At 36.9% G+C, this 19,181-nt stretch carries 19 protein-coding genes; 17 read left to right on the forward strand and 2 right to left on the reverse strand.

Annotated elements, in window-relative coordinates; all coding sequences use genetic code 11:
* From KO495_RS07730 to KO495_RS07785, 12 genes are all read left to right on the forward strand, one after another.
* Positions 1–789, forward strand: coding sequence for a ParA family protein (locus KO495_RS07730; protein WP_215979834.1), 789 nt, complete (start codon positions 1–3; stop codon positions 787–789).
* Entirely contained in the window at positions 790–1,530 is a 741-nt protein-coding gene (locus KO495_RS07735) for a chemotaxis protein CheW (RefSeq protein WP_252738866.1), read from the forward strand.
* A gap of 69 nt (positions 1,531–1,599) precedes the next feature.
* Complete coding sequence (locus tag KO495_RS07740) at positions 1,600–2,094, forward strand: chemotaxis protein CheW (RefSeq protein WP_215979835.1); 495 nt, start codon at positions 1,600–1,602, stop codon at positions 2,092–2,094.
* A 69-nt stretch (positions 2,095–2,163) separates the two neighbouring features.
* The gene (locus KO495_RS07745; protein ID WP_215979836.1) at positions 2,164–2,631 is read left to right on the forward strand and encodes a DUF2802 domain-containing protein; all 468 of its coding nucleotides are present in this window, start codon (positions 2,164–2,166) and stop codon (positions 2,629–2,631) included.
* 125 nt (positions 2,632–2,756) lie between these two features.
* Positions 2,757–3,551 (forward strand): VacJ family lipoprotein, encoded by a 795-nt coding sequence (locus tag KO495_RS07750; protein WP_215979837.1) that lies wholly within the window; start codon positions 2,757–2,759, stop codon positions 3,549–3,551.
* Between the two features lie 110 nt (positions 3,552–3,661).
* Complete coding sequence (gene ribE / locus KO495_RS07755; RefSeq protein ID WP_215979838.1) at positions 3,662–4,126, forward strand: 6,7-dimethyl-8-ribityllumazine synthase; 465 nt, start codon at positions 3,662–3,664, stop codon at positions 4,124–4,126.
* Positions 4,127–4,241: 115 nt separating this feature from the next.
* Complete coding sequence (gene nusB, locus KO495_RS07760) at positions 4,242–4,658, forward strand: transcription antitermination factor NusB (RefSeq protein ID WP_215979839.1); 417 nt, start codon at positions 4,242–4,244, stop codon at positions 4,656–4,658.
* A 23-nt stretch (positions 4,659–4,681) separates the two neighbouring features.
* Positions 4,682–5,641 (forward strand): thiamine-phosphate kinase, encoded by a 960-nt coding sequence (gene thiL, locus KO495_RS07765; RefSeq protein ID WP_215979840.1) that lies wholly within the window; start codon positions 4,682–4,684, stop codon positions 5,639–5,641.
* A gap of 33 nt (positions 5,642–5,674) precedes the next feature.
* A complete protein-coding gene (locus tag KO495_RS07770) occupies positions 5,675–6,160 on the forward strand; it encodes a phosphatidylglycerophosphatase A (protein ID WP_215979841.1) in 486 nt (161 codons plus the stop codon).
* 367 nt (positions 6,161–6,527) lie between these two features.
* Complete coding sequence (gene raiA / locus KO495_RS07775) at positions 6,528–6,884, forward strand: ribosome-associated translation inhibitor RaiA (RefSeq protein WP_215979842.1); 357 nt, start codon at positions 6,528–6,530, stop codon at positions 6,882–6,884.
* A gap of 157 nt (positions 6,885–7,041) precedes the next feature.
* Positions 7,042–8,232, forward strand: a complete 1,191-nt coding sequence (locus KO495_RS07780; RefSeq protein WP_215979843.1) for an efflux RND transporter periplasmic adaptor subunit — start codon at positions 7,042–7,044, stop codon at positions 8,230–8,232.
* Positions 8,233–8,245: 13 nt separating this feature from the next.
* A complete protein-coding gene (locus KO495_RS07785) occupies positions 8,246–11,356 on the forward strand; it encodes a multidrug efflux RND transporter permease subunit (RefSeq protein WP_215979844.1) in 3,111 nt (1,036 codons plus the stop codon).
* 148 nt (positions 11,357–11,504) lie between these two features.
* Here KO495_RS07785 and KO495_RS07790 read toward each other — a convergent pair whose 3' ends face one another.
* Together KO495_RS07790 and KO495_RS07795 are read right to left on the reverse strand one after the other, a co-directional pair.
* Entirely contained in the window at positions 11,505–11,690 is a 186-nt protein-coding gene (locus KO495_RS07790; protein WP_215979845.1) for a DUF2986 domain-containing protein, read from the reverse strand.
* Between the two features lie 64 nt (positions 11,691–11,754).
* On the reverse strand, positions 11,755–12,168 hold the full coding sequence (locus KO495_RS07795; protein WP_215979846.1) for a hypothetical protein: 414 nt from the start codon (positions 12,166–12,168) through the stop codon (positions 11,755–11,757).
* Positions 12,169–12,297: 129 nt separating this feature from the next.
* Between KO495_RS07795 and dbpA the strand changes: the two genes are divergently transcribed.
* The 5 genes from dbpA to KO495_RS07825 all read left to right on the forward strand — a co-directional run bounded on the left by dbpA (position 12,298) and on the right by KO495_RS07825 (position 18,946).
* A complete protein-coding gene (gene dbpA / locus KO495_RS07800; protein ID WP_215979852.1) occupies positions 12,298–13,677 on the forward strand; it encodes an ATP-dependent RNA helicase DbpA in 1,380 nt (459 codons plus the stop codon).
* A gap of 146 nt (positions 13,678–13,823) precedes the next feature.
* On the forward strand, positions 13,824–14,996 hold the full coding sequence (gene zapE / locus KO495_RS07805; RefSeq protein ID WP_215979847.1) for a cell division protein ZapE: 1,173 nt from the start codon (positions 13,824–13,826) through the stop codon (positions 14,994–14,996).
* Between the two features lie 311 nt (positions 14,997–15,307).
* A complete protein-coding gene (locus tag KO495_RS07810; RefSeq protein WP_215979848.1) occupies positions 15,308–16,093 on the forward strand; it encodes a DUF2884 family protein in 786 nt (261 codons plus the stop codon).
* A gap of 154 nt (positions 16,094–16,247) precedes the next feature.
* Positions 16,248–17,045, forward strand: a complete 798-nt coding sequence (locus KO495_RS07815) for a DTW domain-containing protein (RefSeq protein ID WP_215979849.1) — start codon at positions 16,248–16,250, stop codon at positions 17,043–17,045.
* Between the two features lie 398 nt (positions 17,046–17,443).
* Positions 17,444–18,946 carry a CoA-acylating methylmalonate-semialdehyde dehydrogenase gene (locus tag KO495_RS07825; RefSeq protein ID WP_215979850.1) on the forward strand — a complete coding sequence of 501 codons (1,503 nt, stop codon included), beginning with the start codon at positions 17,444–17,446 and terminating at the stop codon, positions 18,944–18,946.
* The last annotated feature ends 235 nt before the right edge of the window (positions 18,947–19,181 follow it).

The following is a 19,181-nucleotide window of genomic DNA, read 5'->3' on the forward strand; positions in this document are numbered from 1 at the left end:
TTGATAGTTTGGACTGTAGCGAATCAAAAAGGTGGTGTTGGTAAAACCACAACAACTATCTCTTTAGCCGGAATACTGGCTGAGCGTGGACAGCGTGTGCTGCTTGTTGACACCGATCCTCATGCATCGCTAAGTTATTATTTTGGTATTGAATCTGAGGATCTAGATTTAAGTGTTTATGATCTATTTATTCAAGAGTCTTCTAAAGAACAAATTTTACAGAGTTTATGCCCAACTCAGTACGATAATATTGATATTTTACCCGCCACTATGGGGCTAGCCACGCTAGATCGCTCTTTAGGTAATAAAGGAGGTATGGGCTTAGTTTTAAAAAAGGCTATGCTAACATTACAAGCCGATTATGATTATGTACTTATTGATTGTCCACCAGTTTTAGGTGTACTGATGGTTAATGCTTTAGCAGCAGCTGATAGAATTGTTGTGCCAGTGCAAACAGAGTTTTTAGCACTTAAAGGTTTAGACCGTATGATTAAAACATTAGAAATTATGCAGGGAGAGCAAGCTGAAAAATTCAAGTATACTATAGTACCTACAATGTTTGATAAACGTACTAAGGCATCAATATTAGCGTTTAAAAAACTGCAGGATCTTTATTCTAATAAAGTATGGCCAGGTGTTGTGCCTGTTGATACTAACTTAAGAAATGCAAGCTTAGCACAAAAAGTTCCGTCTGATTATGCGGCTAATTCTCGCGGAAGCATTGCTTATAAAAGCCTTTTAAACTATTTAATTAAACAGCATGGCGAGAAAAAAGAGGTTACGTTGTAAATGAGTAAGTCGTTAACAGCAAGTAAAAAGCTGATGCAAAACTATCTATCTGAACTATTGACAGAGTCATCAAGTGAAGATGTTCAACAACCTATGTTGAAAAAAGCAATGTCAGCTCCTAAACCTGCCATTAAAGCTAAAGGTGATGATAATAAGTCACTAACCGAGTTATTAAAAAATATTACTCCGCCGCTAAAGGTCGAGAGTAATGAGCCGATATTAGAAAATAAAGTACTAACAACCAGAAAAAGTGAAGCAAGTGCTATAATAGAAGAAAGTAAGTCCTATCGAGAGGGGGACTTTCAAGCAATGTTCTTTGATGTTGCTGGCTTGATCATTGCTGTGCCATTAATTGAGCTTGGTGGAATTCACCAGGTTGGAAAAACTAATAGCTTAATGGGTAAACCTGAATGGTTTAAAGGTGTGATGTTGCACCGAGAAGAAAAAATTAATGTTGTTGATACCGCATTATGGGTTATGCCTGAAAAATGTAATGATAAACTAAAAGATTCGCTAAACTATCAATATATTATTATGTTAAATGATAGTAATTGGGGATTAATGGCCGAAAACCTTATTGATACTGTGGTGTTATCACAAGATGAAGTTAAATGGTTAGATACAAAAAATAAGCGACCGTGGCTTGCAGGTTTGGTAAAAGAAAAGATGTGTGCCTTACTTGATGTAAGCGCTTTAATTAAGTTACTCGATAAAGGCAGTAATATATATCAAGAAAAATAATTTGTATGCAGCTACTCTGTAAATAAGCTAATACAAACGGTTATTTAAATAAATTAAGAGGCAAGTGGTATGGCAGACGAAAGACGTAGTTCTAATGAAAAAAATGATGTTAACGATGAAGTGTTGCAATGGGTAACTTTTAAGTTAGAAAGTGAAACCTACGGCATTAATGTTATGCAAGTACAAGAAGTATTACGTTATAGCGAAATAGCCCCCGTTCCAGGCGCCCCTTTATACGTTTTAGGTATAATTAACCTTCGCGGTAATGTTGTGACCGTTATTGATACTCGTGCCCGATTTGGGTTGGAGCCATGTGATGTCACTGATAATACTCGTGTTGTTGTAATCGAATCTGAAAAGCAAGTTATTGGTATTTTAGTAGATAGTGTTGCCGAAGTTGTTTACTTAAAAGCATCTGAAATAGATATTGCTCCTAATGTTGGTAATGAAGAAAGTGCTCAATTTATTCAAGGAGTTTCTAACCGCGAAGGAGAGCTACTCATTTTAGTTGATCTTGATAAATTACTTTCTGATGATGAATGGGATGAATTAAAACAATTCTAGTCATTTTCGAACCAGCTAAGCATACTTCTGCTTAGCTGGTTTTATTTAAGTTTACGGTGAAGTGTTCTAATGTCGTTGTTTACCCCCCCTATCATTTCTATATTTACCTTATTATTTGTCGCTATTGGTAGCCTTTTTTTGGTTTTTTTCCTTTATAAGTTTAATCAAAAATTAAATGAGTTAACGCATAAAAGGCAAACAGATGAACTTATAATACAAGAGTTACAAACGATTAATGAAGAACTTAAAAAACAGCAGTTAACCTTTCAAAAGTCAGCTAATGCTCAATTACTAGAAAGCTCTCAGGTAATGAAGCAACTAGAGCATCGAATTAAGTCACAGCAAGCGATATCTAATAACTTACAGCAACTCATTGAAAATATACAAGATAACCAAGAACAAGATAAGCTGTATAGCCGAGCGTTTAAGTTGGCGGAGAAAGGAGCAGATATTGATGAAATCGTTAAGGAGTGCGAGTTACCAATAGCTGAAGCTGAAATGTTGTTATCTGTACATAGGCAGCGCACCATCACTTAAGCTCGATGTTTTATTCGAGAATGCTCCTCTCAATAGAGGTTTTCTAAAAAAGGAGGTTATGTTTACTCCAATACATGCTAAAGTATCTCGGTTTTTTTAGCTGAAATGGCAAGGATTCAAGCCTCGTGAAAGTCGTTCAAACTTCCTTTTATAAATACTTATTTTTCATAACGTTCCTGTTTTTATCAGGTTGTTCAAGCACGCCTCAAGAAAGTGAAGTTGAGGAATACTCAGCCAACACTAGTTTTATTAATGACTCAAGAGATCCCTTAGAAGTCATTAACAGACCTTTATGGACATTTACTTGGGATTATCTAGATAAATATCTTGCTAAACCAGCTAGTGATGTTTATACAACTTACACACCGCCATTTTTACGTACTGGTTTATACAATATGGCATTAAATTTAAATGAACCAGCAAGCATCATTAATAACTTATTACAGCTTAAAATAACAGATGCGGCAAAAAGTACAGGACGATTTGTACTAAACTCCACTATTGGTTTACTCGGTTTTTATGATCCTGCGAGTGACTTTGAATGGTCAGGAGAGCAAGAAGAGTTTGGCGAGGTCTTAGGCACTTATGGTGTCGGAGACGGCCCTTATTTAGTTATTCCAGGTTTCGGGCCAAGCTCTGTCAGGGAAGAGGTTGGAGATTATGTCGACGGTCTGTATTGGCCGTTGGCGATTATTGATTTTTGGCCTAATGTAGTGCGTCTAAGTATTATTGGGCTTGAAAAACGAGCCGCGATAAGAGATCAAGAGCAATTAATCATCGAGTCTGAAGACCCTTATGAGTTTGTTAAAAACGCTTACTTTCAAAATATGCGCTATAGACTTTATGATGGCAATCCACCTGTGATTATTGATGAAGCTCAAGAAGCTGAAATTGATGCATTACTTGAAGAATTTGAGTAATTCATTACATAAGATTTATCGTTAAATAGAATAAACGTATACCTAAGTCACTCGTAATTTGCTAGAATTGCGAAAATTTTTTAGAACCTGTTTTATTGGAAATAATTTAAATGAATATTATTGAAGGCTCTTTTGAAGCAAAAGGCAAGAAATTTGCTATTGTTGTATCACGTTTTAATCACTTTATTGTTGATAGTTTATTAGAAGGTGCTATTGACGCACTTAAACGTAGCGGTAATGTACAAGACAGCGACATTACTGTAATTCGTGTTCCAGGTGCGTATGAGTTACCACTTGTTGCCAAAAAAGCAGCTAAAACAGGTAAATTTGACGCCATTATTGCTATTGGTGCTGTTATTCGTGGCGGCACTCCGCACTTTGATTTTGTTGCTGGTGAGTCTAATAAAGGCTTAGCGCAAGTTTGTTTAGACTCAGAAATTCCAGTGTCATTTGGTGTTATCACCACCGACTCTATTGAACAAGCAATAGAACGCGCTGGTACTAAAGCTGGTAATAAAGGTGCAGAAGCAGCTTTAGGTGCGTTAGAAATGGTTAATGTTTTAGCTCAGCTATAAGCGTACAACATCATTATTAAGTCAATGTAGGGTGTATTTAATACGCCCTAATTAATTTATATGACGCTATAATTTATAGAGTTATTAGCATCATTATTAAAAGTGGAAATATATTGTGAAACCTTCACCAAGAAGAAAAGCCCGTGAACTTGCCGTACAAGCCGTTTATTCATGGCAACTTAGCCAAAATTCAGTAACAGATGTTGAAGTGAACTTTATTAGTGAAAATAGCAAACGTCGTTTTGATATTGAATATTTCCAACAATTGCTTCGTGGTGTAACTCAAAATATTGCAGTGATTGATGAGGTTATTTCGCCTTTTGTTGACCGCCCATTAGACGAAGTTGACCATGTTGAAAAGGCAATTATACGTGTTGCTGTATACGAGTTAAAATATTGTGTTGATGTTCCATATCGTGTCGTGATTAATGAAGCTATCGAATTAGCTAAATCATTTGCGGCAGATGATAGCCATAAATTTGTCAATGGTGTTTTAGATAAGACAGTAAAGATTGTTCGCCCTCAAGAATAATTATTACGAAGCTGATAAATATTATGAAAGAGTTTGATCTTATAAAACAATTTTTTACCAATCAAACAGTCAAACACAAAGAAGTTAAACTGGGAATTGGTGATGATTGCGCTGTGATTGCGCCTATCGAAAAGCAAAATATTGTTATTACTACCGATACTTTAGTAGCGGGAGTTCACTTTCCTTTGAATACTTCACCAAGAGCTATAGGTCATAAAGCTGTTGCGGTTAACCTTTCTGATATTGCAGCGATGGGGGCAACGCCTAGCTGGATTTCATTAGCATTAACAGTACCAAGTGTTGATGAGGGTTGGTTAAGTGAATTTGGAGCAGGTTTTTTTGAATTGTGCGAGTTTTACAATGTTCAGTTGATTGGCGGCGATACAACACAAGGCCCATTAAGTATTACCATTACTGCGCATGGACTAACTCCAAAAGATAGTTATTTGACTCGCTCAGGAGCTTCAGCAGGTGATTGGTTGTATGTTACTGGTGAGTTAGGTGATGCTGCACTTGCTCTACAACATATTAAGGGCGAAGTTGAATTAGAAGATAGCCTTTTTTCGACGATAAGAACTAAGCTCGACTTTCCTAAGCCCCGTGTACTTGCTGGTCAAGTTATTAGAGAGTACGCTTCATCAGCGATTGATATCTCTGATGGTCTTAGCGTAGATTTAGGCCATATTTGTCAAGCATCAAATGTTGGCGCTAATATTGTATTGGATGCATTACCTTTATCTGCCGTTTTGCGCGAAAGTTTATTGGCCGAAGATGCTGTGAAATTAGCATTGTCTGGCGGTGATGATTATGAGCTACTTTTTACTGTATCTGAAGATAATAAAGTTGGTTTAGAGACTGCATTATCTCATGCAGGAACACCAGTCACCTGCATTGGGCAGATTAATGCGTCCCAGACCATTTCAACCACATTAAACAATAAAGCAATATCAGTTAATATGGCTGGTTTCGAACACTTTTCGTGATCATTATTACACCTGTTATTAACTGAGATAATCATGTCTTCATCAAAAAAACCTGAAAATAAACCAGTCGAATTTAATTTAAAAAATCCTGTTCATTTTTTGGCATTAGGTTTAGGTAGTGGCTTATTACCTAAAGCCCCAGGTACTTATGGTACCTTGGCTGCTATCCCATTATTTTTATTAATGTCTGAGCTTAGTACCATGTATTACGCCTTAGTGGTTTTACTGAGCTGTATTATTGGGATTTACCTTTGTGGAAGAACCGCAGAAGATGTTGGTGTTCATGATCATGGTGCGATTGTTTGGGATGAGTTTGCTGGTTTTTTTATCACTATGTTTATGATACCGGTCAGTTGGCAGAGTGTTCTAGTTGGCTTTATGCTATTTAGGCTTTTTGATATTATTAAACCTTGGCCTATTTCTGTAGCTGATAAAAAGCTTTCTGGTGGCTTTGGTATTATGTTTGATGATATTTTAGCCGGATTTTTCGCTTTAGCGATAATGCACATTATTTTTTAAAGCATGGAGCTCTAAGAGCAGATATTTACTAGGGAGACTTGAGTGGTAATTAATTACTCTTAATTTAGTGTAACTAGCTAATTCACATCAACGTTATTTTAGTGTCCTTCTTTCTTGCTCGTCTTATTATATAAATTTTATTAACAACGACTTGCATGACATAACTTTTTCTTACGTGATTGTCATAGTATTTTCTTTCTTTATACGCTACTTTAAAGTTAGGTCATTAATCATTTTCGTATACAAAAGCATAATATTTTTAATTAGCCCTTGTTTAATGATTTCTTGCCCTCAGGTTTATTAGTAAGACGGTATATAATTACCGTTTGCTAACTCGTCGTAAAGTAACAGTAAAAAAGGAATACCTATGAAAATAAATCTTTCTGGTCATCATGTTGAAGTTACTGATTCAATTAAAACGCATATAGAAGAAAAACTATCAAAAATAGCGAGCCATTTTCCAACCTTAATTGCCCTCGACGTTATTCTTTCGAAAGTACATAACCAATATCAGGTTGAAATTACAACAAATTACGAAGGTGGCAGAATATCAACTACAGGTATTGATGATGTTATGTTTCCAGCCATTGCTAGTGCAAGTAAAAAGCTAGATGCAGCACTTAAACACCGTAAAGGTCAGCTTAAAGCTAACTTACATAGTAAACCAGAAGCAACTACCCCTGAAATTGCCCATGAAAAAGTACAAGGAATGAACTTAGCGTAATTTACCCTGTTAATTAATGCTACTATAAAGAGTTAAAGATTCGTCTTTAGCTCTTTTTTACGTTTAGAGTACAAATAATTACTGCATTAATAATCGGCTATGCAATAATCTAATACACATAAAAAAACTTAGCATTTTTCTTATAAGGAACCAATTAATGCTTAAGCATTTATTCGAAAAAAATCAATCGGGCAAATTTATTTTCTTAAGTGTCTTAACTTTGGCGCTTACCGCTTGCGGACAAAAAGATGTTGCACCTAAAAAAGCGCCTGCACCGGCCGTTTCTGTTTATCAACTTAAAAGTGAAAAAGTTGGTAGTTATCGTGAGTTTGTAGCTCGAACAGAGGCGTACAAGGAGGCTAACTTGCGGGCGCGTGTTGAAGGCGAGTTATTAGAGCGAAACTTTAGAGAAGGCTCAGTTGTTAACAAAGGCCAGGTTTTATTGAGAATTGATCCGGCTGAATTTAATACTGCGCTCGCATCAGCCAAAGCTGATTTGAGTAGTCGTAAATCAGCACTAGATAATGCTATACGTAATTTAAAACGCGCGAAAGATTTAATTGGCGATGGCTATATATCTCAATCTGATTTCGATCGCTTAACCACTGAGGAGTCACAAGCAAAATCGGCTGTTGAGTCTGCGCAAGCAGCAGTTAAAAAAGCAGAGTTAGATTTGAGCTATACAACTATTGTTGCGCCTTTTACAGGGAGTATTGGTAAAGTAAATTACGATATTGGTAATATTATTGGGCCAAATAGTAATGTGCTAGCCACCTTAACTATTACCGATCCTATTTATGTTAGCTTTCAAGTCGAAGAGAGCGTATATGTGTCTTATTTACAAACCCATCAAAAATCAAATAATGCCGCCAATATTGCCATTGATTTAGCCCTACGACTGCCTAACAACTCGGCTTACCCTGAGAAAGGAAGATTAGATTTTGCTGATACTAAAATAGATCAAGGTATGGGCACGGTTGAGCTAAGAGCCGAATTCCCTAATGCCGACGGCATTATTCTTCCTGGTTTATTTGTTACTTTGATTGCAGAAAGCACTATTAAATCGGATATGGTTTTAGTACCACAAGCTGCTGTACAAGAAAGTCAGCAAGGAAAATTTGTACTGGTTGTTGATGATAATAGTTTAGTTAAACAAAGACCTGTTGAATTAGGTCGAAGAATTAATGCTATGTGGGCTGTTGAAAAAGGCTTACAAGATGGTGAAAATGTTATCGTTGAAGGGCTACAAAAAGTTCGTCCAGGCGTTGAAATAAAAGCCGTTATGAAAACCGTTGATGCCATCACCGGAGTTATTACCGATGCTAGTGCGCCAGCACCGAAAAGTTAAATAGGACGATTTCATGATAAGTAAAACTTTTATACATCGCCCTAAATTTGCTTTTGTTATTTCTATTGTTATAACGTTAGCTGGCTTAATCGCAATGAGCGTTTTACCAGTAAATATGTACCCTGAAATAACACCGCCGCAAGTTCAAATTGCCGCTGTTTATCCTGGAGCTAGTGCACAAGTTGTTGAAGAATCGGTGATTCGCCCCATAGAAGAACAGGTTAATGGGGTTGAAGATATGATGTATATCGAGTCTTCTGCTTCCAATAATGGTAGTGCTGTTATTACCGTCTATTTTAAGGTAGGAACCGATGGGGATATTGCACAGGTTAACGTGCAAAATCGTGTTGCTTTAGCGACAAGTTCATTACCGTCAGAGGTCACTCGTCAAGGGGTTGATGTTAAGAAAAAATCTAGCTCAATGTTGCTTGGTATTAATTTATATTCAGAGCAAGAAAGTATTGATCAGCTTTTTTTAAGCAACTATGCGACTAATTATTTAACTGAGCCACTAGGGCGTATTAAAGGCGTAGCTTCAGCAGAAGTTATGGGTGAAATGACCTATAGCATGCGTGCTTGGTTAAACCCTGAACGTATGACTTCATTAGGAGTTACTGTTGCTGAAGTACAGCAAGCACTTAATGAACAAAATATGATCGTGGCCGCTGGTAAACTAGGGGCAAGCCCAACATTACCCAACCAGCAATTTGAATATTCTATTCAAGCGAAAGGACGCTTAAAAAGTCCTGAAGAGTTTGGCCAAACCATTATTCGTGCACAAAGAGATGGTAACTTTGTTCGCCTTGATGATATTGCTAAATTAGAGCTTGGAGCAGAAGATTACTCAACTCAAGCTCGTTTGAATGGTAAAGAAACTGCTTTTTTAGTTATTTATCAATTGCCTGATGCTAATGCGACTGAAGTTGCATCCTTAGTTAAAGCTGAAATGAATAAATTGGCTGAACGTTTTCCTGATGGCTTAAAGCATACTATTCCTTACGACACTACTGAGTTTATTTATCGCTCAATGGAAGAAGTGAAAGTCACTTTATTTCAAGCTGTTGGGTTAGTTATTCTTGTTGTTTTTTTATTTTTACAAAACTGGCGTGCGACCATTATTCCAACCTTAGCTATTCCGGTTTCTTTAGTTGGTACTTTTGCTTTTATGATTTTAATGGGTTACTCCATTAATACCATTACGTTATTTGGCTTAGTATTGGCTATCGGTATCGTGGTCGATGATGCCATTATTGTGATAGAAAACGTGGAGCGAATACTAAAAGAAGAACAGTTACCGATTAAAGAAGCGGTTACTAAAGCCATGGAACAAGTCTCAGGCCCTATTATTGCTACAACGCTCGTTTTGTTGGCAGTATTTGTTCCTGTTGGCTTTATGCCCGGTATTACCGGTGAGCTTTATAAACAGTTCTCGGTTACTATTTCATTTGCGGTAATTATCTCATCTATTAACGCATTAACTTTAAGTCCTGCACTTTGCTCTGTGTTATTAAACGCTGAAAAAATGAAGCCAATATCTTGGTTGATGCCTTTTGAACGCTTAATTATTAAATCAACAAGTAAATACACTAGTGCCGTTGGATTTTTATTAAAACGTGTTGGTAGAGTAGGCGTTTTGGTTGTGGTTTTATTCTTTGGCGCTGGCTGGTTAACAACTTCGGTTCCAACCGCTTTTTTACCAGCAGAAGATCAGGGGTATTTATTTGTTGATATTCAATTACCTGATGCGGCATCAAGTAATAGAACACAAGGGGTTATGGATAAAGTAACACCTATTATTTTAAATGATCCTGCGGTGGACGATATTATTACTGTTGGTGGTTATTCATTACTTGGCGGGCCAGGTTCAAATAATGGTTTAGCCATTATTATCTTAAAAGATTGGGAAGAACGTACTGCACCAGAGTTAGGGTTGAAACAGACTATTCCACGACTTATGGGGCACTTGTGGAGTATGCCTGATGCCCAAATTATGGTGTTTAATCCGCCTCCAATTCCAGGCTTAGGTAATAGCTCAGGTTTTGAGTTTAAACTTCAAGATAGTGAAGGTAGAGATCCGGCAGAGCTTGCTCAAGTGATGAACGGCTTAATATATGAAGCTAATCAACGTCCAGAACTAACTCAAGTATTTAGTACTTACCGCGCTAATGTTCCGCAGTATTTTCTAGAGGTTGACCGTAATAAAGCGAAAGCACAAGGTGTTGCTCTGTCTGATATTTTTGTGACACTACAGGCACAGTTAGGCTCGTTGTATATTAACGACTTTAGCCAATTTGGTCGAACTTACCGAGTCACTATTCAAGCACAAACTCAGTACCGTAAAGACCCATCCGATTTACGTTATTACTTTGTACGTAACAAAGATGGTGAAATGGCACCACTCACTACTTTTGCTAAGCTGACCCCTATTTTAGGGCCAACTACTATAAGTCACTTTAACTTATATCGTAGTGCGAGTATTACCGGGCAAGCTGCGTCAGGTTTTTCATCAGGGCAGTCTATTGATGTTATGGAAGATTTAGCAGCTCAATTACCCGCAGGCTATATTTATGAATGGTCAGGGCAATCTAAACAAGAGCTTGAAGCAGGTAATCTTGCGCCAATTTTATTTGGCCTAGCTATTGTGTTTGTTTACCTGTTTCTTGTTGCGCAATATGAGAGTTGGACTATTCCATTTTCGGTTATTGCCGCTGTACCTTTAGCTTTGTTTGGCGCAATGTTAGCTTTGTATACCATTGGTATGGCGAATAATATTTATGCTCAGGTTGGTTTAGTGCTGTTAATAGGCTTATCAACCAAAACGGCGATATTAATTGTTGAATTTGCTATGGAGCAAAGAGCCGCTGGTGAAACTATATTAAATGCAGCACTTAATGCGGCTAAAATGCGTTTTAGAGCGGTATTAATGACGGCATTCTCGTTTATTTTAGGTGTATTACCGTTAGTATTTGCTACGGGAGCTGGTGCTGGTTCTCGAGTATCTTTAGGGGTAACAGTACTTGCTGGTATGATCGCCGCGACTGTTTTTGGTACCTTACTTGTGCCTTATTTCTACTTGTTGATACAGCGTATGCGAGAAAAAATCAAAGGTGAAGCCTCGTTATAGCATAACAAAAACATAACGTTTTTAAGCAAAAAGGGTCGTATTAATACGACCCTTTTTTATACCTAATATTTACGATATTTTTTGGAAAAACCTCAGCGTAAGCTACTTTTCCTGAAAACGTACTACAACTAAACAACGCTTAGCTTTATTAGCTTTCCGTTTTTTTCGTATTTTCAGTAGACTCAATATTTTCGCTATTTACATCGGCTGCTAAGGCCTGCTTTTCGCGTTCTGCTTTTGAAATATATTTAGGCTTATTACTACTATGTAATTTTGCGTTAATCTTTTTCATTTTCTTTTTTAATATACTGTTAATCTTTTTTTTACGGTTCATAAGTTATTATCTACAGTTAAATGCTGTTTTGGTGTTGGATAGCGTTGATAATTAGCGCGTTACATTAAAGTGCAGCGATAATGCTAATAACCATTAAAGGAATATACGGAAACATCACCGTAGGTTTCAATGCGCTGCTAATATACTCTTGTATCAGTGCGCCACCGCGAGGTCTGTTATCTTGCCAATCACTATAAAGCCGACAAGCAATGTTGTCGTCGTTATCTTTTATAGCGCATTCTAGCGTGATTATAGCATCACTGGTTCTGGCTTGGTAAGTCTTCCAAATACCTTCTTGTAGCCATAAGGTAAATAACAATAATAAGCTAATCATAGTAGGTAGGTTAACGGATATAGCAATAACAACTAAAGCAATACTAAAGAGCTTTATAACTAACGCATAATGTTCATATTTTTCATGATTATTATGTAATGTTTGCCATACTTTTGCTGATAAATTAATAGAATTTGTTGCCATATATTTTGAATAAACTAGGGTTGAACATTGAATACTGTTATTATGCGCGCATTAACTTTCGCTTGAAAGTATTTTGTCATAACTGGGGCACTTACCTTGAGTACATCAAATAATACCGAAAAAAAATCACTGTCATTTACCAATTTAAAGCTAAAGCCTGATTTAACTAAAAATTTAGCATCACTTGGCTACCATGACATGACCCCCATTCAGGCACAATCGTTACCTGATATGCTTAATGGTAAGGATGTGATTGGTCAAGGTAAAACAGGCTCAGGTAAAACTGCCGCCTTTGGTTTAGCTTTACTTGAAAAATTAGAAGTAAAACGTTTTCGTATTCAATCTATGGTGCTTTGCCCAACGCGTGAATTAGCTGACCAAGTCGCTAAAGAGCTTCGTAAACTAGCCCGCGCTGTTCATAATATTAAAATTCTAACCTTGTGTGGTGGTACGCCATTTGGACCACAAATTGGTTCTTTAGAACATGGAGCACATATTATTGTAGGTACTCCTGGGCGTATTGAAGAGCATGTTATCAAAGGAACATTAATTCTTGATGATTTAAACTTATTAGTACTTGATGAAGCTGACAGAATGTTAGAAATGGGTTTTGAAGCAGCGTTAGATAATATTATTGACCGTACACCTGTCGACCGTCAAACCTTGTTGTTCAGTGCAACTTTTCCTGATCAAATTAAAGCGATCAGCCAAAGTATTATGACCGATCCTGTATTAGTAAAAGTGTCGGTGAGTGAAGATAAATCAACCATCAGTCAGCAGTTTTTTAAAGTAGATAACGATGAAGAGCGTTTAGATGCCTTGCGTTTATTACTACTTGATAACCCCGTTGAATCCGCCGTGATTTTTTGTAATACCAAAAAAGAAACCCAGCAAGTTGCTGACGCATTACATTTCGATGGTTTTAGTGTTTTAGCCTTGCATGGTGATTTAGAGCAGCGCGATCGCGACCAAACTTTATTACGTTTTGCGAATAAAAGCGCTTCTATTTTAGTGGCAACGGATGTTGCGGCTCGCGGTTTAGATATTGATAGTTTAGACGTCGTTATTAATTATCATGTTGCTCGAGATACTGAAGTGCATGTCCATCGTATTGGTCGAACTGGCCGTGCGGGTAGTAAAGGTGTGGCTTATTCATTATTTAGCGACAAAGAAAGCTATAAAATTGGCTTACTTGAAGACTATCTTGAACACACTATAGTGCCTGAGTTGCTACCGTCAGCTTCAGTACTTAATAACCCGCGTCCTCAAGCTAAAATGGCTACTATTCAAATTGATGGTGGTAAAAAGCAAAAAGTTCGTCCAGGTGATATTTTAGGTGCTTTAACTGGCGATCAAGGTATTAAAGGTGATCAGGTAGGTAAAATAAATGTTTTAGACAATAAAGCTTATGTTGCTGTGACTAAAACATCACTTAAACTAGCCATGGCAAAATTAGCTAAAGGAAAAATGAAAGGACGTAGCTTCAAAATTCGTCACTTAACGGTTTAGCTGACTTTTGTTTTTCTTAAGTGCTTTTATTGAACGTTTTTAATCGAGCGTTCAATAATCTATTTATCATTAATTAACGGCCCATTAATCAATCTCAATTACCTCATGTTTAACAAACTAAGTGTTGATCATAAAGAGTTCATCGCATGAAGCAGGCTTATCAAAAACTGTTAGATAGTAATGAACTTAGCTTTGATGAAGCGCAAGTTAATGCAGTAGATGCGCTTAATCAACTTGCAGAACAGTTACTAAATGCGGATAAAAGTACAACAGCATCAGCGAAGATCAAAGGCTTGTACTTTTATGGCAGAGTAGGGCGTGGTAAAACCATGCTGATGGACTTGTTTTACCAAAACTTAAACCTCAATAGTAAAAAACGCATACACTTTCATCATTTTATGGAAGGTGTTCATTTGCAGCTTAATCGGCTAAAAGGCACGCCAGATCCATTAGCAGTGATTGCTAAGCAATGGGCTAAAGAAATAAAACTGCTTTGTTTTGATGAGTTTTTTGTTAGCGATATTGCCGATGCTATGTTGCTCGCGGGGTTGTTTTCTGCATTATTTAAAGAAGGTGTTATTTTAGTTGCTACTTCTAATAGTCAACCTGAGCTGTTATATCGCAATGGTTTGCAGCGAGAGCGCTTTATACCAACTATTGCTTTAATTAATCAATATTGCAATGTGCTATCTATTGATGGTGATATTGATCATCGTCGTAAAAAGCATTTACCTTTAGATGCATACAGACATTACTTTTTAATTGAGCAAGCAGGCAACGATAAACTTGAACAAAGGTTTTTACAGTTAACTCAACTTGATAGCCTTTCTCAAGCAGACATTATTAATAATCAAGTTGAGTCAGGCCAAGGGATTAGCAAAGATGTTAGTGATGAAGTCATTAAAAAAATAATCATAAATAATCGTGATATTAGTTATTTATATAAAACTGAAACGGTGATTTGGTTTGATTTCTTTGCTTTATGCTCAGGTCCTCGCAGTCAAAGAGACTATATACAATTAGCCAAAGCGTATAAGGCGGTACTCATTAGTAATGTTCCTACATTCTCAGGGAATTTAGTTCCTGCGGTGTTTTCTGGTGTTGAAGATAATTATCAACGTGGTGGCAATTTGTTAAGTGAGCTACGCCAGCTTGATGATGAAGCGCGCCGTTTTATTGCGTTAGTTGATGAGTTTTATGATCAAAATATTGTTTTAATAATCAGCGCTGAGGTAGACATTGAAGCGCTTTATCAAGGCCAGCAACTTGCGTTTGAATTTGAGCGTTGTAAATCGCGACTTTATCAAATGCAGAAGTAGTATTCCCTCTGCTTATTTATTTAATGGTGGCTTTAAGTTAATTGACCAATCATTAGTGAGTTTAACCAATAAAATAGCGATATTAAAACTTAATGTTTTTAAGTTGCTGAAATATAAGTAAAAATAAAGTTGGTGCTAAATTTGTATTAGCTGTATAAGCTGCCTTAGTTGGTATAGATAAAACCAGTGTTATCGGTTTAACTCGTTTACGTGGTTTAACGCCATTTATCTTAATAAGTATTCAAACTAAGTATTTTGATAATGCTTTTTAAAAGCACTTACACAATGACTTGGTTTATAAGGACATCTTTATGACATTATTTAAAAAAACATTAACCGCTTGTGCTGTAACTAGCTTATTTGTTGCGACTCCTATACTGGCTAATAATTCGTGTAATGTTAATCTATCAGGGCAAGTAAATATTGATAAATCAACTATTGAGTTTTTCGCTGAAGATAATAACAAGCAAAGTTTATATAAAATCGAGAACGATAAAAGTCTGCTTATTAATAACAGCTCAGTATCTTTAACGGCTAAGCAACAAGCCTTAGTGACCCAATACTCTCAAAATATTAAAGCACTTGTGCCACAAGTTGAAACTGTGGTTGTCGAAGGCGTTGAACTAGCGATTGATGGCGTAAATTTAGCGTTTAATGGCTTATTAGGTGAAGGTAATCAATTAGCTAAAAACCTAACGCAAGAGTTAGAAGTTATTCGTGATGATGCATTAGCACGTTACTCTCTCGAGAAAGGTTTTACGGTTGGTGGAGATAATGATGAATTACAAGCTGATGAATTTGAAAGTAAAATAGAGTCTGCGGTTGAACGTTCTATCACTAATTCTATGGGGGTTATCTTGATTGCGTTGGGTCAAGAAATGCTCTCAGCCAATGGTGAGGGAGAAAATTTTGAAACGCGCATGGAGAAGTTTGGTGAAACCATTGAAGTTGAAATGGAAAGCCGTACTGAGGCGATAGAAGCAAAAGCCCAAGAGCTTTGTCATGCTATTGCTAAAGTAGATGTTATTGAAGAGCAGTTAAAGTCATCGATTGATGCGCTATCTAACATTAATGTTGTTACTGTGAGTGTTAAGTAATTGAGTTAAAGCCAAAAAAATATTTAATTTATTCATTACCTAACATCAATAAAATATAGTTAGGCGAGCGCTAAGACAATAACCTTAACTATTGCTCAACACTAAGACCTTGTGCTGATATAATCACAAGGTCTTTTTTTAAGTAATCCTCTTTATGCACGCAGTACATCGTTTACACCTATATCGCAAAAGCCAAAGCACCACTACCTATAAATCACGAGGACAACGTGTTGTTCGCTGTGAGTTATGTCAATTAGCTAAACCATTTTGTATTTGTGCATTAGCACCTAAAGCTGAGCAAATTAACACTAATGCGGCTTTTTTATTGCTGATGTATGACACAGAAGTATTAAAGCCTAGCAATACAGGAAAACTAATTGCTGATTTAATTCCTGATACCTTTGCTTATCTTTGGTCACGAACTGAAGAAAATAATGAGTTATTGGCTTTGCTTAATGACGATAAATGGCAACCTTTTGTTGTTTTTCCTCAAGAGTATGCTGAACAAGAGCGCAAAGTTTTTACTAATCAGGTTAGCTGTGGTGAAGGAAAAAGGCCATTATTTATTATGCTTGATGGTAGTTGGCGAGAAGCTAAAAAAATGTTTCGTAAGAGCCCATATTTAAATAAATTCCCTATGGTATCTTTTGACGGTAAAGCTGCGTTTAATCAGAAATCAATAGATGTTAACTATTCACCTGTGGGGGATGAATCACGTTATACAGTTAGAAAAACAGAGCTAGAGTACCAATTCTCTACTGCTGAAGTTGGCGCAAGAGTGTTAGATATGTTTGGTGAACATGACAATGCTCAGTTGTTAGATTTATGGTTTGATGTATTCAATTTTCAATACCAAAAGGGTGTTTGTCAGCGAAATAAAGGTAATATTAATTCACTGAGTAATTATGATGATTTTTTACAACACTACCTTCACAACGTTACGGCTAAGTAAGGTACTACTAAGTAAAGTACTGTTAACTAAATGAGCCGTTAGTAAATAACCCATTAGTAAATAACCCATTAGTAAATAACCCATTAGTAAATAACCCATTAGTAAATAACCCATTAGTAAATTATTCGTTAGTAAATTACCCGCTAGTAAATGTTACGAATAATCATGAACTTAAAAATTTATTTAAGCTTCTACATTAAATAAATTTCATTGAGTAAGTTAACGTTAAGGTAAACATATACTTAGCGTTAACTTGTAAATATTAGTTTGCATGCTTCATGCTCTTTGTCTTCTTTTTAATCACGTTAAAGCTAGTACTTATCAAATTAAAGCCTTAACTTAGCCTTATATCTCCTCACATAATACTTATAACGCTACAGTTGATATTAAGGTTTACTATGACAGTTAAAGAAATTCCCCTCATTATTGGTGGCGAAAAAATTCGCTCAAAATCAGATACTTGGTTAGATGTTTTAAACCCTGCAACCCAAGAAGTTGTTGCGCGGGTGCCTGTGGCAACAAATGATGAAGTCACTGCGGCTCTTAACAGTGCAGCAGAAGCCTTTAAAAGCTGGTCTAAAGTTTCTTTGACCAATAGAATGCGTATTATGTTGCAGTTTCAACAGCTAGTTCGTGAACATACTCAAGAGCTAGCAGAGTTAGTGACGTTAGAGCATGGAAAAACATTACCTGATGCAGTGGGCGAAGTAGGGCGAGCGTTAGAGGCTATTGAAAATGCCTGCTTAATCACGCGTTTACAATTAGGTGAAATGGCTAATAATGCTGCGACTGATGTAGATACTTATACTTTGCATAAGCCGCTGGGTGTTGGTTTAGGCATAACTGCGTTCAACTTTCCTTTAATGCTACCTGCCTTTATGTTTCCTGCTGCTATTGCTTGTGGTAATACCTTTATTTTAAAACCGTCAGAGCAAGATCCCTCATCAACTATTCGCTTAGTAGAGTTAGCGATTGAAGCTGGTATACCAGCAGGCGTTTTAAATGTAGTCCATGGTGGTGAAGCTGTTGTAAATCAACTTATCTCCAGTGAAGAAGTTAAAGCAGTTTCTTTCATTGGCTCAACCGCCATCGGCACTCAGGTTTACGATCTTGCGGGTAAACATGGTAAAAGAGCCCAAGCAATGATGGGCGCTAAAAATCATATGGTAATAATGCCTGATGCTAATAAAGATAGAGCTATTAACGATTTATTAGGCTCAGCCTTTGGTGCGGCAGGTCAGCGCTGTATGGCAAATCCTGTGACGATATTAGTAGGAGAAACCCGTAATTGGTTACCTGAAATTGTCGAACGAGCGAAACTGATGAAAGTAGGACCTGGTACTCAACTTGATGCTGATTTAGGGCCTGTAGTTTCACCACAAGCCAAAGCTCGTATTATCTCTTTATTAGATTCAGGTGTTGAGCAAGGCGCGAATATATTAGTTGATGGTAGAAATTGTCAAGTTGAAGGGTACCCTAATGGTAACTTTGTTGGACCAACTCTGTTTACTGGCGTAACTACTGACATGGATATTTATACCCAAGAAATATTTGGACCCGCTTTGTGTGTACTGGAAGCAGATACGTTAGATGAAGCGATAGCGATTATTAATGCTAACCCAAACGGTAATGGTACTTCATTATTTACCTCATCGGGCTGGGCAGCACGAAAATTTGAAAATGATATTGATGTTGGCCAAGTTGGTATTAATGTGCCAATTCCTGTCCCAGTAGCTTATTTTAGCTTTACCGGTTCACGTGGTTCAAAGCTAGGTGATTTAGGCCCTAATGGTAAACAAGTGGTCAGCTTTTGGACTTATACTAAATCGGTCACAGCAAGATGGTTTGAGCCAGATCACCAAGACGGATCAACTGTGCACACCACTATTAGTTTGAAATAGAGTACCCAGTTTATCTTGAGCATATTAGCAGTGCATTAGGGGCTGTTGAACTTTCGCGGTTAAATTTTGTTCGAGATAAAAGCGTTTTAATCGCGGCGGACAGTGTGTTGCCTAGTCATTCTAAGCAAAGACTGTTCAACAAAGAATAAAACGCTTTTAGCCGAATCCTTCGGACAGCGTTTGTTGGTCATTTTTACTGCGTTATCAACTTTTTTATGTGACGCTACATGGATGC

This window comes from Colwellia sp. D2M02, from assembly GCF_018860755.1.
In the GTDB taxonomy this organism is placed as follows: domain Bacteria; phylum Pseudomonadota; class Gammaproteobacteria; order Enterobacterales; family Alteromonadaceae; genus Colwellia; species Colwellia asteriadis.

What these genes read in the sequence shown, in the direction of transcription:
- KO495_RS07735 (WP_252738866.1), top strand. Translation starts at nt 790, where the DNA reads ATGAGTAAGTCGTTAACAGCAAGTAAAAAGCTGATGCAAAACTATCTA.
- KO495_RS07790 (WP_215979845.1), bottom strand. Translation starts at nt 11,690, where the DNA reads ATGAACCGTAAAAAAAAGATTAACAGTATATTAAAAAAGAAAATGAAA.
- raiA (WP_215979842.1), top strand. Translation starts at nt 6,528, where the DNA reads ATGAAAATAAATCTTTCTGGTCATCATGTTGAAGTTACTGATTCAATT.
- ribE (WP_215979838.1), top strand. Translation starts at nt 3,662, where the DNA reads ATGAATATTATTGAAGGCTCTTTTGAAGCAAAAGGCAAGAAATTTGCT.
- KO495_RS07770 (WP_215979841.1), top strand. Translation starts at nt 5,675, where the DNA reads ATGTCTTCATCAAAAAAACCTGAAAATAAACCAGTCGAATTTAATTTA.
- KO495_RS07785 (WP_215979844.1), top strand. Translation starts at nt 8,246, where the DNA reads ATGATAAGTAAAACTTTTATACATCGCCCTAAATTTGCTTTTGTTATT.
- thiL (WP_215979840.1), top strand. Translation starts at nt 4,682, where the DNA reads ATGAAAGAGTTTGATCTTATAAAACAATTTTTTACCAATCAAACAGTC.
- KO495_RS07815 (WP_215979849.1), top strand. Translation starts at nt 16,248, where the DNA reads ATGCACGCAGTACATCGTTTACACCTATATCGCAAAAGCCAAAGCACC.
- KO495_RS07825 (WP_215979850.1), top strand. Translation starts at nt 17,444, where the DNA reads ATGACAGTTAAAGAAATTCCCCTCATTATTGGTGGCGAAAAAATTCGC.
- KO495_RS07745 (WP_215979836.1), top strand. Translation starts at nt 2,164, where the DNA reads ATGTCGTTGTTTACCCCCCCTATCATTTCTATATTTACCTTATTATTT.
- zapE (WP_215979847.1), top strand. Translation starts at nt 13,824, where the DNA reads ATGAAGCAGGCTTATCAAAAACTGTTAGATAGTAATGAACTTAGCTTT.
- KO495_RS07780 (WP_215979843.1), top strand. Translation starts at nt 7,042, where the DNA reads ATGCTTAAGCATTTATTCGAAAAAAATCAATCGGGCAAATTTATTTTC.
- KO495_RS07810 (WP_215979848.1), top strand. Translation starts at nt 15,308, where the DNA reads ATGACATTATTTAAAAAAACATTAACCGCTTGTGCTGTAACTAGCTTA.
- KO495_RS07740 (WP_215979835.1), top strand. Translation starts at nt 1,600, where the DNA reads ATGGCAGACGAAAGACGTAGTTCTAATGAAAAAAATGATGTTAACGAT.
- KO495_RS07795 (WP_215979846.1), bottom strand. Translation starts at nt 12,168, where the DNA reads ATGGCAACAAATTCTATTAATTTATCAGCAAAAGTATGGCAAACATTA.